This window comes from Lysinibacillus alkalisoli (assembly GCF_014643595.1).
GTDB lineage: Bacteria > Bacillota > Bacilli > Bacillales_A > Planococcaceae > Metalysinibacillus > Metalysinibacillus alkalisoli.
The window spans coordinates 44,274-62,091 of record NZ_BMJT01000005.1 but is presented as its reverse complement, the minus strand read 5'-3'; the positions used below and the strand labels follow the sequence as shown (position 1 = coordinate 62,091).

17 protein-coding genes and 1 other annotated feature are annotated in these 17,818 nt (G+C 36.8%); of the genes, 3 read left to right on the top strand and 14 right to left on the bottom strand.

Going from position 1 to position 17,818, the window contains the following annotated elements; genetic code table 11:
- Positions 1–27 precede the first annotated feature (27 nt).
- On the bottom strand, positions 28–807 hold the full coding sequence (locus IEW44_RS08505; protein WP_188614626.1) for an enoyl-CoA hydratase: 780 nt from the start codon (positions 805–807) through the stop codon (positions 28–30).
- Between the two features lie 369 nt (positions 808–1,176).
- Positions 1,177–1,384: a binding site (T-box leader), on the top strand.
- A gap of 71 nt (positions 1,385–1,455) precedes the next feature.
- Between IEW44_RS08505 and serA the strand changes: the two genes are divergently transcribed.
- Complete coding sequence (gene serA, locus IEW44_RS08500; RefSeq protein WP_188614625.1) at positions 1,456–3,057, top strand: phosphoglycerate dehydrogenase; 1,602 nt, start codon at positions 1,456–1,458, stop codon at positions 3,055–3,057.
- 44 nt (positions 3,058–3,101) lie between these two features.
- Here the strand turns inward: serA and IEW44_RS08495 are convergent, their stop codons facing one another.
- The 5 genes from IEW44_RS08495 to IEW44_RS08475 form a co-directional block, all read right to left on the bottom strand.
- On the bottom strand, positions 3,102–3,740 hold the full coding sequence (locus tag IEW44_RS08495) for an FMN-dependent NADH-azoreductase (protein ID WP_188614624.1): 639 nt from the start codon (positions 3,738–3,740) through the stop codon (positions 3,102–3,104).
- A 118-nt stretch (positions 3,741–3,858) separates the two neighbouring features.
- Positions 3,859–4,557 (bottom strand): DsbA family oxidoreductase, encoded by a 699-nt coding sequence (locus IEW44_RS08490; protein ID WP_188614623.1) that lies wholly within the window; start codon positions 4,555–4,557, stop codon positions 3,859–3,861.
- 113 nt (positions 4,558–4,670) lie between these two features.
- Positions 4,671–5,597 (bottom strand): manganese-dependent inorganic pyrophosphatase, encoded by a 927-nt coding sequence (locus tag IEW44_RS08485; RefSeq protein WP_188614622.1) that lies wholly within the window; start codon positions 5,595–5,597, stop codon positions 4,671–4,673.
- A gap of 73 nt (positions 5,598–5,670) precedes the next feature.
- Entirely contained in the window at positions 5,671–5,937 is a 267-nt protein-coding gene (locus IEW44_RS08480; protein WP_188614621.1) for a MurR/RpiR family transcriptional regulator, read from the bottom strand.
- Between the two features lie 131 nt (positions 5,938–6,068).
- On the bottom strand, positions 6,069–7,271 hold the full coding sequence (locus IEW44_RS08475) for an MFS transporter (RefSeq protein WP_188614620.1): 1,203 nt from the start codon (positions 7,269–7,271) through the stop codon (positions 6,069–6,071).
- A gap of 192 nt (positions 7,272–7,463) precedes the next feature.
- Between IEW44_RS08475 and thrC the strand changes: the two genes are divergently transcribed.
- Positions 7,464–8,516, top strand: coding sequence for a threonine synthase (gene thrC, locus IEW44_RS08470; RefSeq protein ID WP_188614619.1), 1,053 nt, complete (start codon positions 7,464–7,466; stop codon positions 8,514–8,516).
- Entirely contained in the window at positions 8,513–9,409 is an 897-nt protein-coding gene (thrB, locus tag IEW44_RS08465) for a homoserine kinase (RefSeq protein WP_188614618.1), read from the top strand. The genes thrC and thrB overlap by 4 nt, the downstream gene beginning before the upstream one ends.
- A gap of 54 nt (positions 9,410–9,463) precedes the next feature.
- Here thrB and IEW44_RS08460 read toward each other — a convergent pair whose 3' ends face one another.
- From IEW44_RS08460 to IEW44_RS08425, 8 genes are all read right to left on the bottom strand, one after another.
- The gene (locus tag IEW44_RS08460; RefSeq protein ID WP_188614617.1) at positions 9,464–10,075 is read right to left on the bottom strand and encodes a phosphatase PAP2 family protein; all 612 of its coding nucleotides are present in this window, start codon (positions 10,073–10,075) and stop codon (positions 9,464–9,466) included.
- 122 nt (positions 10,076–10,197) lie between these two features.
- The gene (locus IEW44_RS08455; RefSeq protein WP_188614616.1) at positions 10,198–10,950 is read right to left on the bottom strand and encodes an iron ABC transporter ATP-binding protein; all 753 of its coding nucleotides are present in this window, start codon (positions 10,948–10,950) and stop codon (positions 10,198–10,200) included.
- Positions 10,947–12,011, bottom strand: a complete 1,065-nt coding sequence (locus tag IEW44_RS08450) for an iron chelate uptake ABC transporter family permease subunit (protein ID WP_188614615.1) — start codon at positions 12,009–12,011, stop codon at positions 10,947–10,949. Before IEW44_RS08450 ends, IEW44_RS08455 begins: the two co-directional genes overlap by 4 nt.
- Complete coding sequence (locus IEW44_RS08445; RefSeq protein WP_188614614.1) at positions 12,011–13,024, bottom strand: ABC transporter permease; 1,014 nt, start codon at positions 13,022–13,024, stop codon at positions 12,011–12,013. The genes IEW44_RS08450 and IEW44_RS08445 overlap by 1 nt, the downstream gene beginning before the upstream one ends.
- Positions 13,025–13,043: 19 nt before the next feature.
- Complete coding sequence (locus IEW44_RS08440; protein ID WP_229704198.1) at positions 13,044–14,069, bottom strand: siderophore ABC transporter substrate-binding protein; 1,026 nt, start codon at positions 14,067–14,069, stop codon at positions 13,044–13,046.
- Positions 14,070–14,696: 627 nt separating this feature from the next.
- A complete protein-coding gene (gene menC / locus IEW44_RS08435) occupies positions 14,697–15,818 on the bottom strand; it encodes an o-succinylbenzoate synthase (protein ID WP_188614613.1) in 1,122 nt (373 codons plus the stop codon).
- A gap of 13 nt (positions 15,819–15,831) precedes the next feature.
- Positions 15,832–16,647, bottom strand: coding sequence for a GNAT family N-acetyltransferase (locus IEW44_RS08430; RefSeq protein ID WP_188614612.1), 816 nt, complete (start codon positions 16,645–16,647; stop codon positions 15,832–15,834).
- Positions 16,625–17,788: a M20 peptidase aminoacylase family protein gene (locus tag IEW44_RS08425; protein ID WP_188614611.1), complete on the bottom strand. Its 1,164-nt coding sequence runs from the start codon at positions 17,786–17,788 to the stop codon at positions 16,625–16,627. Before IEW44_RS08425 ends, IEW44_RS08430 begins: the two co-directional genes overlap by 23 nt.
- Positions 17,789–17,818: the final 30 nt, after the last annotated feature.

The following is a 17,818-nucleotide window of genomic DNA, read 5'->3' as shown; positions in this document are numbered from 1 at the left end:
CTACCCCTTTTTTATTACTGTTGGCTGTTATTTTCCTTCAAATTTAGGTGGTCTTTTGGCTACAAATGCTTCAATACCTTCTTTGTGATCTGCTGTTTTACGCATACGTGATTGTGCAGCAGCTTCTCCTTGTAATACAGCCTGTAAAGTCGGTAATTTTTGAGCATGCAATAATTGTTTAGTTTCAATCATTGCTAAAATAGGTGAAGCTAATAATTGACCAATCATTTGGTCTGCCATAGCGAGCCCTGTCCCTGGATCTGCTATATAATCAATCAAACCTAATGCCAATGCTTTCTTAGCTGTTAATAGCTCACCTTGCCAAATTATTTGTTTAGCTTTCATTGTACCTAAGCGTTCAGCCATAAAGAAGTGCCCGCCACCATCTGGCACAAGCCCAATGCCTATGAAATTCATTGCTAATTTACTATCTTCTTCTGCAATAACAATATCTGCACCAAGCGCCAAACTAAAGCCTAAGCCAGCGGAAGCTCCATGTATGGAGGCTATTGTAATCATAGGTAATGTATAGTACGCCTCTACCATACGTGATAGATACCCCATAACTTCATCAATATCAAATATATTCTCTGCATCTAACATTGCTTTAATATCGCCACCTGCTGAGAATACCTTACCCTCACCTTGAATTAACAATACTTGTATCGCAGATTCTTGTTTAAGGTGTTCAAAACATGCTGTTAGTTCTTGCATCATAACAGCATCCATTGCGTTCATAGCATCTGGACGATTTAAACGCAATACGGCACTTCGATCAAATTTCTCTAATTGAATTGTCTTATACATACACCCACCCCTTTTCAATTACACGCTTAAAAGAGCATATTTCGCACGTAAGCGCATATTAATTTTATTATAGCATTATGACTGTTATTTAGTTGAATGTTTATTCATTTTTCCAGAAAGAATACCCTTCTCTTAATTTCATCCTTTTAGTGTATTAAAGTACATTTCTTCTCTATTAAAAAGAGATAACGCTTTCATGTCCTCTCCAAAAAGACGAATTATAACAACTTTAAACAGATATATAATTCGCTTTTAAGTCGTTATAAGATTGACATTAAAAAGAAATATTTATTTTTTTATAAAAAACATTGACAAAACTGAACGATACCATTTATGATGTAGTTGTTAATAAAAATTTAAAACAAGCTAAAAAATACAGTGAAAGAGACATACATCTTACTTTTTCATACGCAGAGAGCTGATGGTTGGTGCAAATCAGCAATGAAGATTAAGGTTGTTCCACTCTGGAGTAGATCAGCGGAAATGCTGATTCGTCGCATGCACGTTACGCATATTGCTAAGACCTTTTATGGTAAATAAGGGTGGTACCGCGATTTTATAGCCTTTCGCCCCTTACAACACGACTTTTTTGTGCTGTAAGGAGTGGAAGGCTTTTTATTCATCACATTATTAAAAGGAGCGTCTATTATGACTACAGAACAAATCAATATTTTAATTGCTGACCCATTAAGTGAGGATGGTATTTTTCCATTACGTCAAGAAACGGAATTAAATTTAAATGTGGTTGTTGATACTGGACTAACGCCAGAACAACTTATCGAAAAAATTGGTGATTTCCATGTCCTATTAGTGCGAAGTCAAACTACTGTAACACCGGAAGTAATTAAAGCAGCCAAAAACTTAAAATTAATTGGTCGTGCTGGTGTTGGTGTTGATAATATTGACTTACAAGCTGCTACTGAACACGGCATTATCGTTGTCAATGCGCCAGACGGTAATACAAACTCTGCTGCTGAGCATACGATTGCTATGATGACATCTTTAGCGCGTTACATTCCACAAGCTTATAACTCTCTAAAAAATGGCAAGTGGGACCGTAAATCGTATGTTGGTGTAGAGCTGAAAAATAAAACATTAGGTGTTGTTGGTTTTGGTCGTATTGGTGTGGAGGTCGCTTTCCGCGCTAAAGGGCAACGTATGCAAGTACTTGCTTATGACCCATTTTTAACAGATGAGCGAGCTAAAGAATTAGGTGTAACAAAAGCAACAGTTGATGAAATTTGTGAGGCAGCTGACTTTATCACAGTACATACACCACTGTTACCTGAAACACGTAATTTAATTAATAAAGAGAAATTCGCTATGATGAAAGATGGCGTTCGCATCATTAACTGTGCTCGCGGTGGTATTATTAACGAGGATGATTTATATGATGCTGTAACAGAAGGTAAAGTAGCTGGAGCTGCTCTAGACGTATTCGTTGAAGAGCCAGCAACAGACAATAAATTATTGACATTACCTCAAGTTATTGCAACACCTCACTTAGGTGCTTCAACTATTGAAGCGCAAGAGTCTGTAGCAGTAGATGTATCAAATGACATTATTAAATTCTTTAAAACAGGCACAGTAACCAATCCTGTTAATATGCCTTCTATTCCTAAAGAACTATTAGCTCAAGTAGAGCCTTTCTTTGAATTAGCAGAGAAGTTAGGTACATTCGTTACACAATTAACAGTTGAGCCAATCAAAGAAATCAATTTATTCTACGCTGGAGATGTAGCCAACTACGATGTACGTCCCTTAACATCTAACGCGTTAAAAGGGTTATTATCTAAAAATCATGGTAACCATGTTAATGATGTTAACGCACGCTACCTCACAGAACGTATTGGCGTTAAAATTAATGAACACAAAACAACAACAGCTAAAGGATTTACGAGTCTTTTAACATTAGAAATTAAAACAGCTAATGAAGTTCACTCTGTTGCAGGTACATTGTTAAATGGATTAGGTGCTCGTATTGTAAAAGTAGAGGACTATGTAGTAGACGTAATTCCAGAAGGGCACTTATTATATATTCGTAACACAGATAAACCTGGTGCCATCGGACGTGTTGCAACAAAACTAGCAGAAAAAGATATCAATATTGCTACGATGCAAGTAGGTCGTGCGCAAGTTGGTGGTAAAGCTGTTATGATGTTATCAGTGGATAACCAAGTAACAGATGAAGATTTAGCATTTGTAGCCGAATTAACGAATATTGATGAAGTAAAAGCATTAACATTATAAAATGATAAAAGCAGTAGCGAACTATCGTTCGCTACTGCTTTTTATTATGCGTTGATTTGTAGTTGTGAAACTGTCTTTGCTACTTCTTTCACACGTTCTAAACCATCTGCGATAATTTTCTCTGCATTTTGTGGGTCTGCATTATGACCTTCAATAATAACTTCTTCAAGAATATCATGAGCAAATACCCCTGTGATAACATTGCGCATATAATTCACACCCATTTCTAAAGGTGCTGTTTCAGGAGTTGAATAGAAGCCTCCACGTGCACTTAAAATAATTGACTTTTTACCTGGTAATTGCGGTACTGATTGCCCTTCTGCATTGTAGCGGAAGGTAAATCCTGCTTGATATAAGTAATCAATTAATGTATGCATTTTTGAAGGGATTGTTAAGTTCCACAAAGGGAAAGCATAAACAATCACATCTGCTTCTTTAAATAACTCTTGTGCTTTTTGTTGCGCAGCTAACATCGCCTGTTCTTCCTCTGTTAGTGTTTCACCTTGTTGAAGTTTACCAAAGATCGTAAAGAAGTCTTGACCAAAGTAAGGTGTATATTCTTCAAACACATCATAGACTTTAATATTCTCTACTTCTACATTTTCCATAAATGTTTCAAACATGCGTGTTGAAATAGCCTCTGATGCGGGTCTGTTATTTGCTTTAATTACTAATACGTTCATTTGTTTTGTTGCTCCTTTTCATAAAGCTCATTTTTATCTTGAATTCAAGATTAATAACTTAATCATAAAAAAAACGCGTTGAAAAGTCAACGCGTTACACTTCATACTTTTGACTGAGTTATGATAAATCACATTTTTCGTCATCACAAGCGGCACTGCCATCCCCTTGCATTTGTAACGAACTAGCCTTTTCATTAGCTACTTTACGCAAGGTCTGTTCAAATACTTCTGCTGGTTGTGCACCTGAAATACCATATTTACGATCAATCACAAAAAATGGCACACCTTGTACACCAAGCTCTCTACTTTCCGCAATATCTGCGTGCACTTCTTCAGTAAATGCATCGGTAGTTATTATTTGCTGTGCCGCTGCTGTATCTAACCCTACCTCTTTAACAATTGCTAATAAAACTGCATCTTGCCCAATGCGTTGCCCCTTAATGAAATGAGCATGGAGTATTGCTTCTGTTAAGGCTTGACCTTTATTATACTGAGCAGCCCATTTTGTTAAACGGTGCGCTTTTAAGGTGTTTTCTTCCATTAAATTGGTGAAATCATATGCTAGACCTACCTCTTGTGCTCGAGCTACTACACTAGACGTCATGTTTTTTGCTTGGTCTACTGAAGTTTGATATTTTTTAGCCAAACTATCATATACGTGAACAGATGAATCCTCAGGCGTGTTGGGATCTAACATATAGCTTTTATACTCCACCTCTACATCTTTAATACCAGTCTCTTGAATTGCCATCTCTAATTGCTTTTTGCCAATATAACAAAATGGACAAACATAATCTGACCATACCTCAATCTTCATTACCATTACCTCCTCTAATTATTACGCTAATTGTAACCATGTGAGATACAACTTAGCAAATCATGTGTTTTCTTCATATAAAAAAGACGGCTTATGATGGCCGCCTTACTTTATTATTGCAAACCTTCTGTTAGAGCAGGTACAATTTGTTTTTTACGCGATACAATGCCTGGTAAGACAACACGGTTATCTTTTAGCGTTGTTTGGAATGCGGTTGCCGCTGCCTCACTTGCCTCACCTAATGCGATGGCTACAGAATCGTTATTTAAAATATCTGTAATAACAAAGAAGTATAAACCTAACTGTTCTTTTTCAATCAATGCTTGACCTAATGTTTCAACTTCTGACTGACGCACTAAAACATCATTAACATCAACAGCATTCACTTGTGCAACGATAGCTTTATAGTTACCAAATGTAAATTCTTTTGCATCTAGTGTTAGTAAATCCTCTGTTTTTTTAGCACTTAAATCTGCACCTGCTTTTAGCATAGCTAGACCGTACTCATTAACGTCAATACCTGCCACTTTAGCTAATTCTTTTGCCGCTGCTACATCTTGTTCTGTACATGTTGGTGACTTAAATAATAATGTATCAGATACAATTGCTGACACCATTAAACCTGCAATATTTGCTGGAATATCAATATTATGCTCTTTAAACAATTTGTTTAAAATCGTTGCCGTACAACCAACAGGCTCTACACGGAAGTATAAAGGGTCTGCTGTTTCAAAATTTGCAATACGATGGTGGTCAATTACTTCTAGAATAGTTACATCTCTAATATCATCTGCAGATTGTTGAAACTCGTTATGGTCTACTAACATCACTTGTTGTGTTTCTGTGGATACTTTTTCAACTAAACGAGGTGCTTCAAAACCAAACTTATCTAAAGCAAATTGTGTTTCACCATTAATTTCACCTAGACGTACTGCCTCTGCATCTACACCTAGCTGTTGTTTTAAGTAAGCATGCACAATTGCTGATGTAATTGTATCTGTATCAGGGTTTTTATGACCGAAAACTAAAATCTTGCTCATTTCATTGCCTCCTAAATAATATCTATATTTCTTCTATATAGTATCATTAATTATAAAGCTTTGAAATGCTCGACTACCAAAGGACACTCTCTGAAGTCGATTTTTTTTTAGGGCGCTCAAAATCAACTTTTAATGCTTGTTGTAATGTAGCAAATCCTTGTAAATCAATTGCATAACAAAAACGAACAATGGTAGATTCACTTACACCAATACGACCACTCAATTTCGCAATGGTGCTCTCTACTACGAGATTAGGATAACTCAGCACATACTGGGCAACAATCTTTTGACCTTTCGATAAACGAAGATATTTTTGTTTAATAGTTTCTTCGACTGTCACGTCAAACGTCCTTCCTTGTTTATATTCATGTAACACCATATCATTTTATTTATCTGAAAACAATGATTTTTCTGATAATTAAAGAAAATGACTATTAGATAAAGAAAAAAAGTGAATAAGCGCTAGCTTACTCACTCTAATTCGATTTGTTTCGTTTCTTTACCTAATAATAGAATAGCTATAACACCAATTAAGATAGCAATACAAAAAATTGTAAATACAATGCTAATATCATAGCCTCTTGCCATTAGCGTACCGACTAGTAGCGGTCCAAAAATACCACCAACTCGCCCACTCGCAGCGGCAAGCCCTGCACCTGTACCTCTAATAACGGCTGGATATTGCTCAGGTGTATAGGCATATAATGCGCCCCATGCGCCTAAATTAAAGAATGATAAAAACATACCTGCAATTAATAATGTAGCGGCTGTTTCTGCATTACCAAAAATAATAGCGCTTATAGCAGTGCCTATTAAATAGGTAACAAGTACAAATTTGCGTCCCATACGCTCAATCAACCAAGCGGCAGTAAAATAGCCTGGTAATTGTGCTAGTGTCATAATGAGTACATATTTAAAGCTAGAAATTAAATCAAAACCTTTACCCATCATTACACTCGGTAGCCAAAGAAACATGCCATAATAAGAAAACACTACCGTAAACCAAACAATCCATAACATTACAGTCGATTTAGTATAAGGTTTTGCCCAAACATCTTTTACGTTTTGCCAAATGCTACGTTTAGCATGCTGCACCTTTTTTGTAAATTGTGGTGAGTCTGGCAAACTCCAACGTAAATAAATGGCATAAAAAGCAGGTAAAGCTGTTAAAATCAAAGCAACTCTCCAGCCATAACTTGGTATTACAAAATAGGAGATGAGCGCTGCTACTAACCAGCCAGCTGCCCAAAAGCTTTCTAATAAAACTACTACCCTACCACGTTCCTTTGCTGCAACACTTTCTGCTACTAACGTAGAAGCCACAGGTAGCTCACCACCTAGCCCCATCCCAACGAAAAAACGTAACATTAAAAAGAAGGTCAGTGTTGTCGTAAAGGCTGATAAGCCACTTGCAACAGAAAATAAAATCAAAGTTGCCATAAATACTTGTTTGCGCCCCACTTTGTCAGCAAATACACCAAATACAACGGCGCCTACTGCCATACCTATAGAATTGACGCTACCAATCCAGCCAGCCTGTGTAGGTGTTAATCCCCAGTCCACAGTTAAAGCAGCAATAACAAATGATAGAATGCCGACATCCATAGCATCAAACATCCATCCAATACCTGCGATACCTAATAATTTATTACGTGAAATACTTTGTTCTTTCATATCGTTCCACCTGTCTTGTCAGTATTGTTTACACTATACACCTGTTTCAATTTCATGACAATATCAAATCGATTTATCGCATTGTTTCGACAATTTATCTTTTCCTATTGAATATATAAGCTATTTGCGATAAAATGTCCTTTATACAAATACAACTGTTCTTTCTAAAAGAACAAAAGGAGCTCGTTAGTTATGTGGAAAGGCTTAATTGAAGAATATAAATCATTTTTACCAGTAACAGAAAAAACACCCGCATTGACACTCAATGAAGGAAATACACCTTTAATTCACCTTGTGAATTTATCAAAAGAACTTGGTATTGAACTTTACGGTAAAATTGAAGGCGCTAATCCTACAGGGTCATTTAAAGACCGAGGTATGGTATTTGCTGTAGCTAAAGCCATTGAAGATGGCAGTAAATGTGTAATCTGTGCTTCTACGGGCAACACTTCTGCTGCGGCTGCTGCATATGCAGCTCGTGCTGGTATTCAATCAATTGTGGTGATTCCAAAAGGTAAAGTGGCTCTAGGTAAACTAGCACAAGCTACAATGTATGGTGCAAAAATTATTGAAATTGATGGCAACTTTGATGATGCCTTAAATATTGTTCGTCAAGTAAGCGAAACTTCACCAGTAGCCCTTGTCAACTCGGTTAACCCTTATCGTATTGAAGGTCAAAAAACAGCTTCTTTTGAGATTGTAGATGCTTTAGGAAAATCGCCTGACTACTTATGTATTCCTGTAGGTAACGCTGGTAATATTACAGCTTACTGGAAGGGCTTTAAAGAATATCATGAAGCTAAACAATGTGGCACACCAAAAATGTATGGGTTCGAGGCAGAAGGTGCTGCAGCAATCGTTACAGGCACACCTATTGCACAGCCTGAAACAGTAGCAACCGCTATCCGTATTGGCAACCCTGCTAGTTGGAAGTTGGCAGAAGCGGCACGTGATGAATCAGGTGGCATTATTGATGCTGTAACAGATGAAGAAATTTTAGCTGCTTATCAACTGATTGCTTCTCGTGAAGGTATCTTTGTAGAGCCTGGTTCAGCTGCATCTCTAGCAGGTGTTATTAAATCGGTGAAGTCTGGTAAAATCGAAAAAGGATCACAAGTTGTTACCGTTTTCACTGGTAATGGTTTAAAAGACCCCGATACCGCTATGGATGTATCTACTGTAGAAGTAAAATCTTTAAAAAATGATGAAGCTGAGATTCGTGCTTATATCGAGGGCGTATTATGAGTAAATGGCGCATCATTGTGCCAGGTAGTACAGCAAACTTAGGGCCAGGCTTTGATTCCATTGGGCTTGGCCTTGCTTTGTACTTAACGCTGGACGTTACCCTACAAGACCAATGGGAGATTATTCATCTTGATCAAAATGGGCCTACCGATGTTATTTTGGAAGAACATTTGATTTATCAAATTGCCACACGTACAGCTCAACAATACGGGCATGAGTTGCCAGCTTGTCGGATTGAAATGGCGAGTGAACTTCCATTAGCTCGTGGACTAGGAAGCAGTGCAGCTGCTATTGTAGCTGGTATTGAAGTAGCTAATCAATTATGTAACTTACAGCTTACTTTACAAGATAAATTAAATTTATCTTCTGCGATTGAAGGTCACCCTGATAATGCAACAGCTTCCGTTTTAGGTGGGTTAACTATCTCATCTATGCCTACAATTCAAACAACAGATACTATTCATTTAACAGACATTAACGCTGCCTTTGTTATTTATATTCCTAATTTTGAGTTAAAGACAGCTGATGCACGGGCTGTATTGCCTAATAAATTGGATCGTACATATAGTGTCGAAGCAAGTGCACATGCCAATATGCTAGCTGCTTCTTTACTTATCAAAGACTATGAACGGGCTGGTTACTATATGGAAAGTGATTTATTACATGAACCTTTCCGTGCACAGCTAATTCCTCACTTTACAGCTTTAAAAGAGTATGCTAAACAAAGTGGTGCCTATGGTACAGCTTTAAGCGGTGCTGGTCCTACTATGATTTCACTCGTACCACATACCATCGCTGAATCCTTTACCACACAAATGCAACAAGCTTTTCCTCAGTTACGTGTTATTTTAACAAAAGCTGATGAGCATGGTATTCGCGTGAATCAACAATAAAAAGTACAGCTGAAAAATGATTTTTCAGCTGTACTTTTCTATTTTCATATGAGATTAGGTGGTGTGCTTTATCGCCTTATCACGCAATTCATACCAATATACACAAAGCATAAACCATGTAAAACCTAAACTTAAACCTGCAATCACATCTGACCCAAAGTGACGACTTTCTGCCACTCGAGAAATACCAATAAGAATAGCTAAAATAAAAGCACCTAACCAAACCATCCATTCTTTACGTTCAAAATTTATGTATTTTGTAACGATATAGACTGTTGCTAACAAATAAATCATGCCGGACATAGAATGCCCTGATGGAAAACTATAAGACATTAATTGCTCAATGCGCTCTGGTCGTGGACGTTCAATAATATTTTTTAGGATTTGATTTAAGGCTGCCCCACCACCAAATGTAGCTAATAAAAATAACATTAAACGATAATCACGCATTCTCAGCCATAATACTACCATAATAATAATACCTACTGTCACTACAAACCAAGGTTCACCAAAATAATGAAAGATAGCTAAAAAAGAATTATCTTTAAACCAATCTACGGCTATACGATCAATATTTTGTACTACTGTATGATTTAAATTCACCCACATGAAACAAAAAATAAAAAAAGTCACTATTGCTAGTGAATAAGCTGTCTTACGAACCATAATACCTCTCCTTTTCATTCGTGTGCTATGCTCATGACATATAACGCAAAAAGTATGTAAATGTTGCAATTACACAACATTTACATACTCTTTACCCTCTTTTATACAAAAAATAATACAATTTAATAGATCGCAATGGGACCATAAGGCCCTTCTAAAATTTCAATATTCGTTTCAAAAATATTTGTTAATGTCTCTGCATCCATAATTTCTTCGACTGTACCAAACGCAGCAATTTGTCCATTTTTCATCGCACAAATCCGATCAGAATATTTAGCCGCAAAATTGATATCATGCATGACTGTTACAATTGTTCGTCCGAAAGATTCTGCAGCGTGTCTTAAATGCTCCATCATTTGTACTGAGCGTGCAATATCCAAATTATTTAATGGCTCATCTAACAATACATACTCCGTCTCTTGACATAGCACCATAGCTACATAAGCACGTTGCCTTTGTCCGCCTGATAACTCATCTAAGTAGCGACCTTCTAATGATGTTAAGTCTAAGAAATCAATATATTTCGAAATAATGACTTCATCTTCCTTCGTTAAACGACCATTCGAATAAGGGAAACGCCCAAAACCTACTAGTTGTCTTACTGTTAATCTTGTGACAAAATGATTTTCTTGACGTAAAATCGTAATGACCTTCGCTAAATCTTTTGATTTAGTAGAAGTAACGTCCATATTTGCTACAGCGATATGTCCTTCGTCAATATCTAATAGGCGCCCAATCATCATTAATGTCGTTGATTTACCTGCACCATTGGGACCAATTAATGATGTAAACCCTGCTTTTGGAATCTCAATATTTAAAGGGCCAATCTTCACTTTTTCTGTATATGCTTTTTTTACATCCGTAATTTTTATCATAGCGACCTCTTCCTTAATATAACAAGTAAAAAGATTATTCCACCAAATAATTCAATAATTACACCAACAACAGCCTGAGAGTCAAATACATGATACATTAAGAAATAAGCAGTTGTTAATATACAAAATGCAATCGCTAATGCCATTGGGAAAATATAACGATGATCATATGTAGGTGCTGCTTGATAACTTAAAGTAGCTACTAAAAAACCATAGAAGGTTAATGGACCAATTAAAGAAGTTGAAATTGACATTAATACAGCAACTAGTACAAGCGTATAAATAATACTTCGTTTGTAGTTAACACCAAATGTCGTTGCTACATCTCTACCTAATGATAAAACGTTTAATTTTCTCGAAAACAGGAATAATAAGATAGCAATCACAATAATAATTGGGATAACAATAGGGAAGTAAGACGAATCCGCATTATTTACTGACCCTAATAAACGTGCCTGTAATAAATCAAACTCAGAAGGCGCCAATAATTTACGCATAAACGTTGATACAGCGCTTAAACCTGTGCCGATAATAATACCTACTAATAGCATTAATTGCAGGTCACCATATTTTCCAGACAATAACCAACCGTATAACAGCAAGCTCATCACAACCATAATAGCCACTTGGAAAAGATATGGCCCAATGCCTGTAAAGCTAATTAATGCCCCTGCACCAAAGAAGAACATTGTACTTGTTTGAATAACAGAGTACAACGATTCAAAGCCTAATAGTGAAGGTGTAATAATCTTATTATTTGTCACAGATTGGAAAGCTACGGTTGCTAAACTGTGACAAACAGCTGCAATTAACATCGCAATTAAAGCATCAATTCTGCGTGTTACTACAGGTATGAATGATGGTGAGTCTATAGGAACTGGATTATTATACACTAATAAACCATACGAGGATAATAGCCCTAAACCAATCAATGATACTAATATGATCCAATAACGTTTCTCATCTTTTTTAGATCGGAAAGCTTTTGAAGACCTTGAACGCTCATGAAGGCTAGTATCGGTTTGAATCTGCTCTTTGTTTTGATAATCTAATACCTTCATTATAGCCTCCTCGTTTTTCTTTGTCTTAATAAAATCACAATAAATACGATTGCGCCAAATGTGCCTAGAATTAACGATACAGGTACTTCAAATGGCATAATAATGGCACGTGAAATAATATCAGATACCATAATCGTCCCCATACCTATGACGCAAACCCAAGGTAAATTACTCCTTAAATCATCGCCTCTAAACATGGAGACGATATTTGGTACAATCAAGCCTAAGAATGGTAAATTCCCAATAACGGCTGCTACAATACCTACTGCTATCGCGATTAAACCGTTAGCCAATAGGATTAACATATTATAATTAACACCTAAACTCTTGGCTACATCTTCACCTAGTCCTGCAAGTGTTAGTTTATTCGCATACATAAAGATGAGAACAGTGACAATAACAATAATCCATAAATATTCATAACGACCGGCTTGAACAGATGTAAAAGAACCAACAAACCAACTTTCTACAACTTGAGACATTTGGAAAAATAAGCCCATAAAAGTAGAGACAGCTGAAATAACAGCACCTAGCATTAAACCGATAATAGGCACAATCAATGACGATCTTAATTTTACTTTTCGTAAAAATAAAAAGAAAATCATAGTACCAATAAAGGAAAATACAATAGCACCTAGCATACGTAGTGTTAAGCTTGGTGCAGGTACTAATAAGTACACAATTAATAAGCCCAAACCTGCCCATTCTATCGTACCAGTTGTTGTCGGTTCAACAAAGCGGTTTTGGGTAATTAATTGCATCACAAGACCCGTCATAGCCATGGCTGCGCCTGTTAACATTAGCGCAATAGTTCTTGGTACCCGCGTAATAAAGAACATTTCCCAACCGTCATCTTGTCCTCTGATATCATATACACCTGTAAATAGCGAAACAACTGCCAAAATACCAACCACAAAAATGGCTAGTATGAATGATTTTGTCCATATTTTATTTTGGTTAGAAAGCTGGAGCTGGGGATCTAGCCCAACTCCAGTAGTAGCATTCTTTTGCACTATGTTAAACTCCTTTGCCCTACTTAGCTAAAGTTTTCGCCATGTTTTGGAAAATCTCCATAAACGTTTGGATTGATTCGTTTGTATACGTGTCAGCTGGTGCATAAATTACTTGTTTTTCAGTAATTGCTTTTGTGTTTTGTAATGCTGGTGCATTATCAATAACATCTTGTGCTGGAACAGCATCTTCTGTAGAACTTACTGCTGCATCACGGTCTAATACAAAAATCCAGTCTGGATTACTTTGTGCAATCGCTTCTACAGAAACTTCATCACCTTGGTGGTCTGCACTTGTATTATTTACTTCTAAAGCTGGTTTCCATCCAAAAATATCGAACATTGGGCCCCATACACGTCCATGACTTGGTGCTGAGAAGCCAATATCTCCACCTGAAACAATAACACCCATAACTGTGTCTTCGCCATTGTATGCTTCTTTAGCATCTGCAATTGACTGATCAAACTCTTCATTTAACTTCTTAGCATCTTCTTCTTTATCGAAGATTTGACCTAACATAGTTGTTGAATCTTTAAGTCCGTTTACTAAGTTCTCTCCTGGTGTTTCTGCATCTTCTGAAACATCAAAACTAAGGTCTACTACGACTGCATTTGGCACTAGTTTTTTAATGTCTTCATAGTAGCTACCAAAACGTTGACCTACGATAACTAAATCTGGATCTACTGCTGCAAGTTCTTCAAGTTTTGGCTCACGGTGGTTACCGATATCCACAACTTTTTCATCTGCTACATATGGTGAGTCTGCTGGCATTACAGGTTTTGGTGCTGCCGCTAACTCAATACCCCAATCTGATAATGTTTCAAATGTACGATTATCAAGCGCTACTACTTTCTCAGGGTTAACAGGTACTGTAACGGTACCATGCGCATCTGTAACATCTACTGTTGTTGCAACTTCTTCTGTTTTCTCGTTATCTTTTTCTTTTGGTTCTTCCTTTGTGTCAGCTTTATCGTCGCCTGAATTCGAACAAGCCGCTAATAGTAATGCAAAAACAGCCATAATGACTAGTAACTTAAAGTTCTTCATATACTTTATCTCTCCTAAATATATAGTGTGGTGTAACATTTGTTGGAATGATAATAGAGTAGTGACTCTTCTCCATAAGCGGAGACAAAGTCTAACATAGTACAATGCTAATTGCTTTCACAAGATGATAATGATTATCAATTCCATCAACTAATATTCATTATAGCAACTTAAGTTATAATATCAACCGCTAATTTGCTTTTTTTATAATTTATTTGTAAAACTTTTTTTATATTATAGATTTAAAAACAGAAAATATAACATAATAATATAAATATACTGAGCTTAATTCCTTATTAAATTGATAATTTTATCCTTTATATTTTAAAAACATCTGATATGTATTAATATTGATACATTTATAACATTTATGGACTTTTGTAATTTTTTTTGATGTAACCATATCTAATAAATTTTATCATGTCATTCTAAAATTGCCTCATATAAAGTCTATACTATTTTAACATTGTGGCAAACTCATCATCTATCGTAGCATTTGCGAATACATTATCACGTAAATGAGAAAGTACAACACGCTCTACTTTTCTATTATTACGTATGACAAAGAAACAGGCAGTAACGAAAATAATCTCGTCAGTGCCTGTTAGAGTGGTGTAACAATGCTTCCTAGACTAAGCCTGTTACATCATATTCTTTTTTAGTGAGAGTATATTGTGCCAATGCTTGATGATCAATAACAGGATATGTTTCTTTATCCATAGGTACTTGAATTTTACCATGCGCCATCATAATAGGCGGCTTCACAATATCTCGCTGCCAATAATGGTGAGAGCCACTCAAATCGCCAGGTAACACAAAATGTGGTAAGGCGTTTAATGCGATGTTATGCAAGCGTCCAATGCCTGTCTCTAACATACCACCACACCAAACCCCCACGTCATGTTGTCTACAATAATCATGAATTTGTTTAGCGACAGTCAAACCACCTACTCGACCAATCTTAATATTAATAATACGACAACTTCCGATTTGAATGGCTTTTTTTACATCTTCTAATGAATGTATACTCTCATCAAGGCAAATGGCTGTTTGTAATTGTCTTTGTAATGTGGCATGCTCAATTAAATCATCAAATGCCAAAGGTTGCTCAATCATCAAGAGATTATAGGCATCTAAAGCTTGTAATCTTGCCATATCATCTAATGTATATGCTGCATTTGCATCTGCCATTAATGGCACATCTGGAAACTGCTCTCTAATTGTTGAAATCACTTCAAGATCGTGACCAGGTTTGATTTTTACTTTAATGCGTCCGTAACCCATAGCGATTGCTTTACCTACTTGTTGTAATAAAGCTTGCTTTGTAGGTTGTAAACCAATGGCTACACCTACACGGATTTCATTTTGAGTTGCGCCTAATGCTTGTGCTAAACTCATCCCTTGTTGTTGCGCATAAATATCCCAAATGGCGCCCTCTATAGCTGACTTCGCCATATGATTTAAACGTATAGGTGCAAAGATTGCTTGGAGCTCATCAGGATGATTAATTTCTTGATCTTGTAATAATGGCAATAAAAAATCTTCTAACATATGCCAACAAGTTTGAATAGTTTCTTCCGTATACCAAGGAGCGGCAAACGCTACACATTCCCCGTAACCTATAGTGCCATCATTAGCTGTTGCTTCTATAATAAGAAATTCTTTTTCTGTCATCACACCAAAGCTTGTCGCAAAGGTAAACTGCAATGGCATTTTAATGTGATGAATCGTGACTTTTTGAATCTTCAATTGTTACACTTCCTTATAAAGCTAAAATCGATTTCTTTACAACTAAATATTCATTCACATGCTCCTTACCTCTAATAACATGAACAATCGCATAACCTTGATTGAACAATGTCGTTAAAATAGCACGCATTTTATAGCGCCAATCTTCAGCCAATGTGTCACTTTCTACTTTTAATTTTTGAAAATATTGTGGGATTGGCACAGTATAAGCATCTTGTAAATAGTCGATGGTAGTGTCGAATGCCTGTAATGCTGGTAAACCTGCGGGTGTTAACTGCCAGTCAACAATCGGTTTTGCTTCCTCTACTAACTCTTCTATGACACTCGTTAGTTCACCGCGTTGAATCCACCAATCCACTGTTAAACGGTCTGATGGTAGACCCGCATTAAAGAAATCTGATAAGTTGCCATAATAATCATTCACGTACGTTTGACTAATCGCACCCAATTTTGTAAAGCTTAGCATAGCATTGCTTGACTGTAGCGGGTCAAAGTTCCATTTAATTAAACGATACCCTTTTTCTTTCGCGATTTCTTTTTGTTTATGCTTGAGTAACTCCCCTACACCATGTTCTCGTTTTGTTTGCTCGACACCTAACATATGCGAATATAAATACATCTGTTCTTCTTCATAGCCAACAAAACTATAACTAAAGCCAATTAACTCCTCTTGAAAATAAGCGCCTAATAAAATACCACCATTACGTGCAGCACCTAATGTTTGATGAGTTGGTAAAGCTTGCCCTTCCCAAATCTTTAAATCAAGTGCTTGTAATTGTTGAAGCTGTTCAGATGTTGTAATCTCTCTAATTTCCACCTCTTGTAACATAAACTTCTCTCTCCTTTTGCGCTTGTTTTAAAGCGAGTAGTACGACATTTGTCAAAATCTCGACACCCGTAATTAAACGAGCATGATTAAATTTCATATGGGGATGATGTAATCCTGGCTCTAGCCCACAACCTAAGCCAAGCATCGTTGTTTTTAATTTAGGTCTTTGCACAGCATAGTGGTGGAAATCTTCACCACCTGGTGTATGAACAGGCTCTCGTAAACGCTCTTGCCCAACAGATGCAATGATGGCTTGCTCCATCAGTTGTTTTGCTTCTTCACTCACTTCAGCTGCTACAATATCCGAAATAACTTTTGTATTAATCTTAATGTGGTACAGCAATTGTTCAGAGTCCATCACTCGTTGTATATTATCTTTTAATTCTTTCATTACATCATTTTGTTGTGCGCGTACATCTAACGTAAACGCTGCATGCCCAGGAATAATATTAGCGGCTGTACCACCCGCTTGGAATTTTGTCATCTTAACTGATGTAGGCACCATAGGGTTTGTATAAGTAGAGCGTAAATCTTCAATAATGGCTGCACCTACTTCAATAGCATTTTGCCCAAGATGGGGCCGTGCTGCATGCGCATCCTCCCCTACAATCTCACCCTCTATTGTTACAGAAGCACCATGATATAAAGCGGCACAGTATGAACCATCGCCAAGCTCTTGAACGGGGCGCAAGTGAACGCCAAATAAATAATCTAAATCATCAATCACGCCCTCCTTTAATACAGCAAGTGCACCTAGTCCCTTCTCTTCTGCTGGCTGAAAAATAACACGGATTGTTCCCTCCCAGTCATGAGGCAACTCTTTCAGTAATAATAAAGTGCCAATCGCCATTGTCATGTGACCATCATGTCCACAAGAATGATTCGCTTTGAACACACCATCTACCTCTTGCCATAGTGCATCCAAATCGGCGCGCAAACCAATATAAGGTGCACCAGAGCCTACATCTACATATAAACCTGTGCAATTTTTAAAACGCTTTGGTTGATACCCTTCTTCTTCTAGCAATCTAAAAATATAATCTGTTGTTTTATATTCTTCAAAGCTCACTTCTGGATGTGTGTGTAAATGTTCAAATATTTTCATAATTCTCGGTCGTAACTTGTGCAAATCCTCAATCATAACATCAATCCCTTCAAAGTAATGGTATGC

Excerpts from the sequence above, each read along its gene's own strand:
- IEW44_RS08505 (WP_188614626.1), bottom strand. The coding sequence starts at position 807 with ATGTATAAGACAATTCAATTAGAGAAATTTGATCGAAGTGCCGTATTG.
- serA (WP_188614625.1), top strand. The coding sequence starts at position 1,456 with ATGACTACAGAACAAATCAATATTTTAATTGCTGACCCATTAAGTGAG.
- IEW44_RS08495 (WP_188614624.1), bottom strand. The coding sequence starts at position 3,740 with ATGAACGTATTAGTAATTAAAGCAAATAACAGACCCGCATCAGAGGCT.
- IEW44_RS08490 (WP_188614623.1), bottom strand. The coding sequence starts at position 4,557 with ATGAAGATTGAGGTATGGTCAGATTATGTTTGTCCATTTTGTTATATT.
- IEW44_RS08485 (WP_188614622.1), bottom strand. The coding sequence starts at position 5,597 with ATGAGCAAGATTTTAGTTTTCGGTCATAAAAACCCTGATACAGATACA.
- IEW44_RS08475 (WP_188614620.1), bottom strand. The coding sequence starts at position 7,271 with ATGAAAGAACAAAGTATTTCACGTAATAAATTATTAGGTATCGCAGGT.
- thrC (WP_188614619.1), top strand. The coding sequence starts at position 7,464 with ATGTGGAAAGGCTTAATTGAAGAATATAAATCATTTTTACCAGTAACA.
- thrB (WP_188614618.1), top strand. The coding sequence starts at position 8,513 with ATGAGTAAATGGCGCATCATTGTGCCAGGTAGTACAGCAAACTTAGGG.
- IEW44_RS08460 (WP_188614617.1), bottom strand. The coding sequence starts at position 10,075 with ATGGTTCGTAAGACAGCTTATTCACTAGCAATAGTGACTTTTTTTATT.
- IEW44_RS08455 (WP_188614616.1), bottom strand. The coding sequence starts at position 10,950 with ATGATAAAAATTACGGATGTAAAAAAAGCATATACAGAAAAAGTGAAG.
- IEW44_RS08450 (WP_188614615.1), bottom strand. The coding sequence starts at position 12,011 with ATGAAGGTATTAGATTATCAAAACAAAGAGCAGATTCAAACCGATACT.
- IEW44_RS08440 (WP_229704198.1), bottom strand. The coding sequence starts at position 14,069 with ATGAAGAACTTTAAGTTACTAGTCATTATGGCTGTTTTTGCATTACTA.
- IEW44_RS08430 (WP_188614612.1), bottom strand. The coding sequence starts at position 16,647 with ATGTTACAAGAGGTGGAAATTAGAGAGATTACAACATCTGAACAGCTT.
- IEW44_RS08425 (WP_188614611.1), bottom strand. The coding sequence starts at position 17,788 with ATGATTGAGGATTTGCACAAGTTACGACCGAGAATTATGAAAATATTT.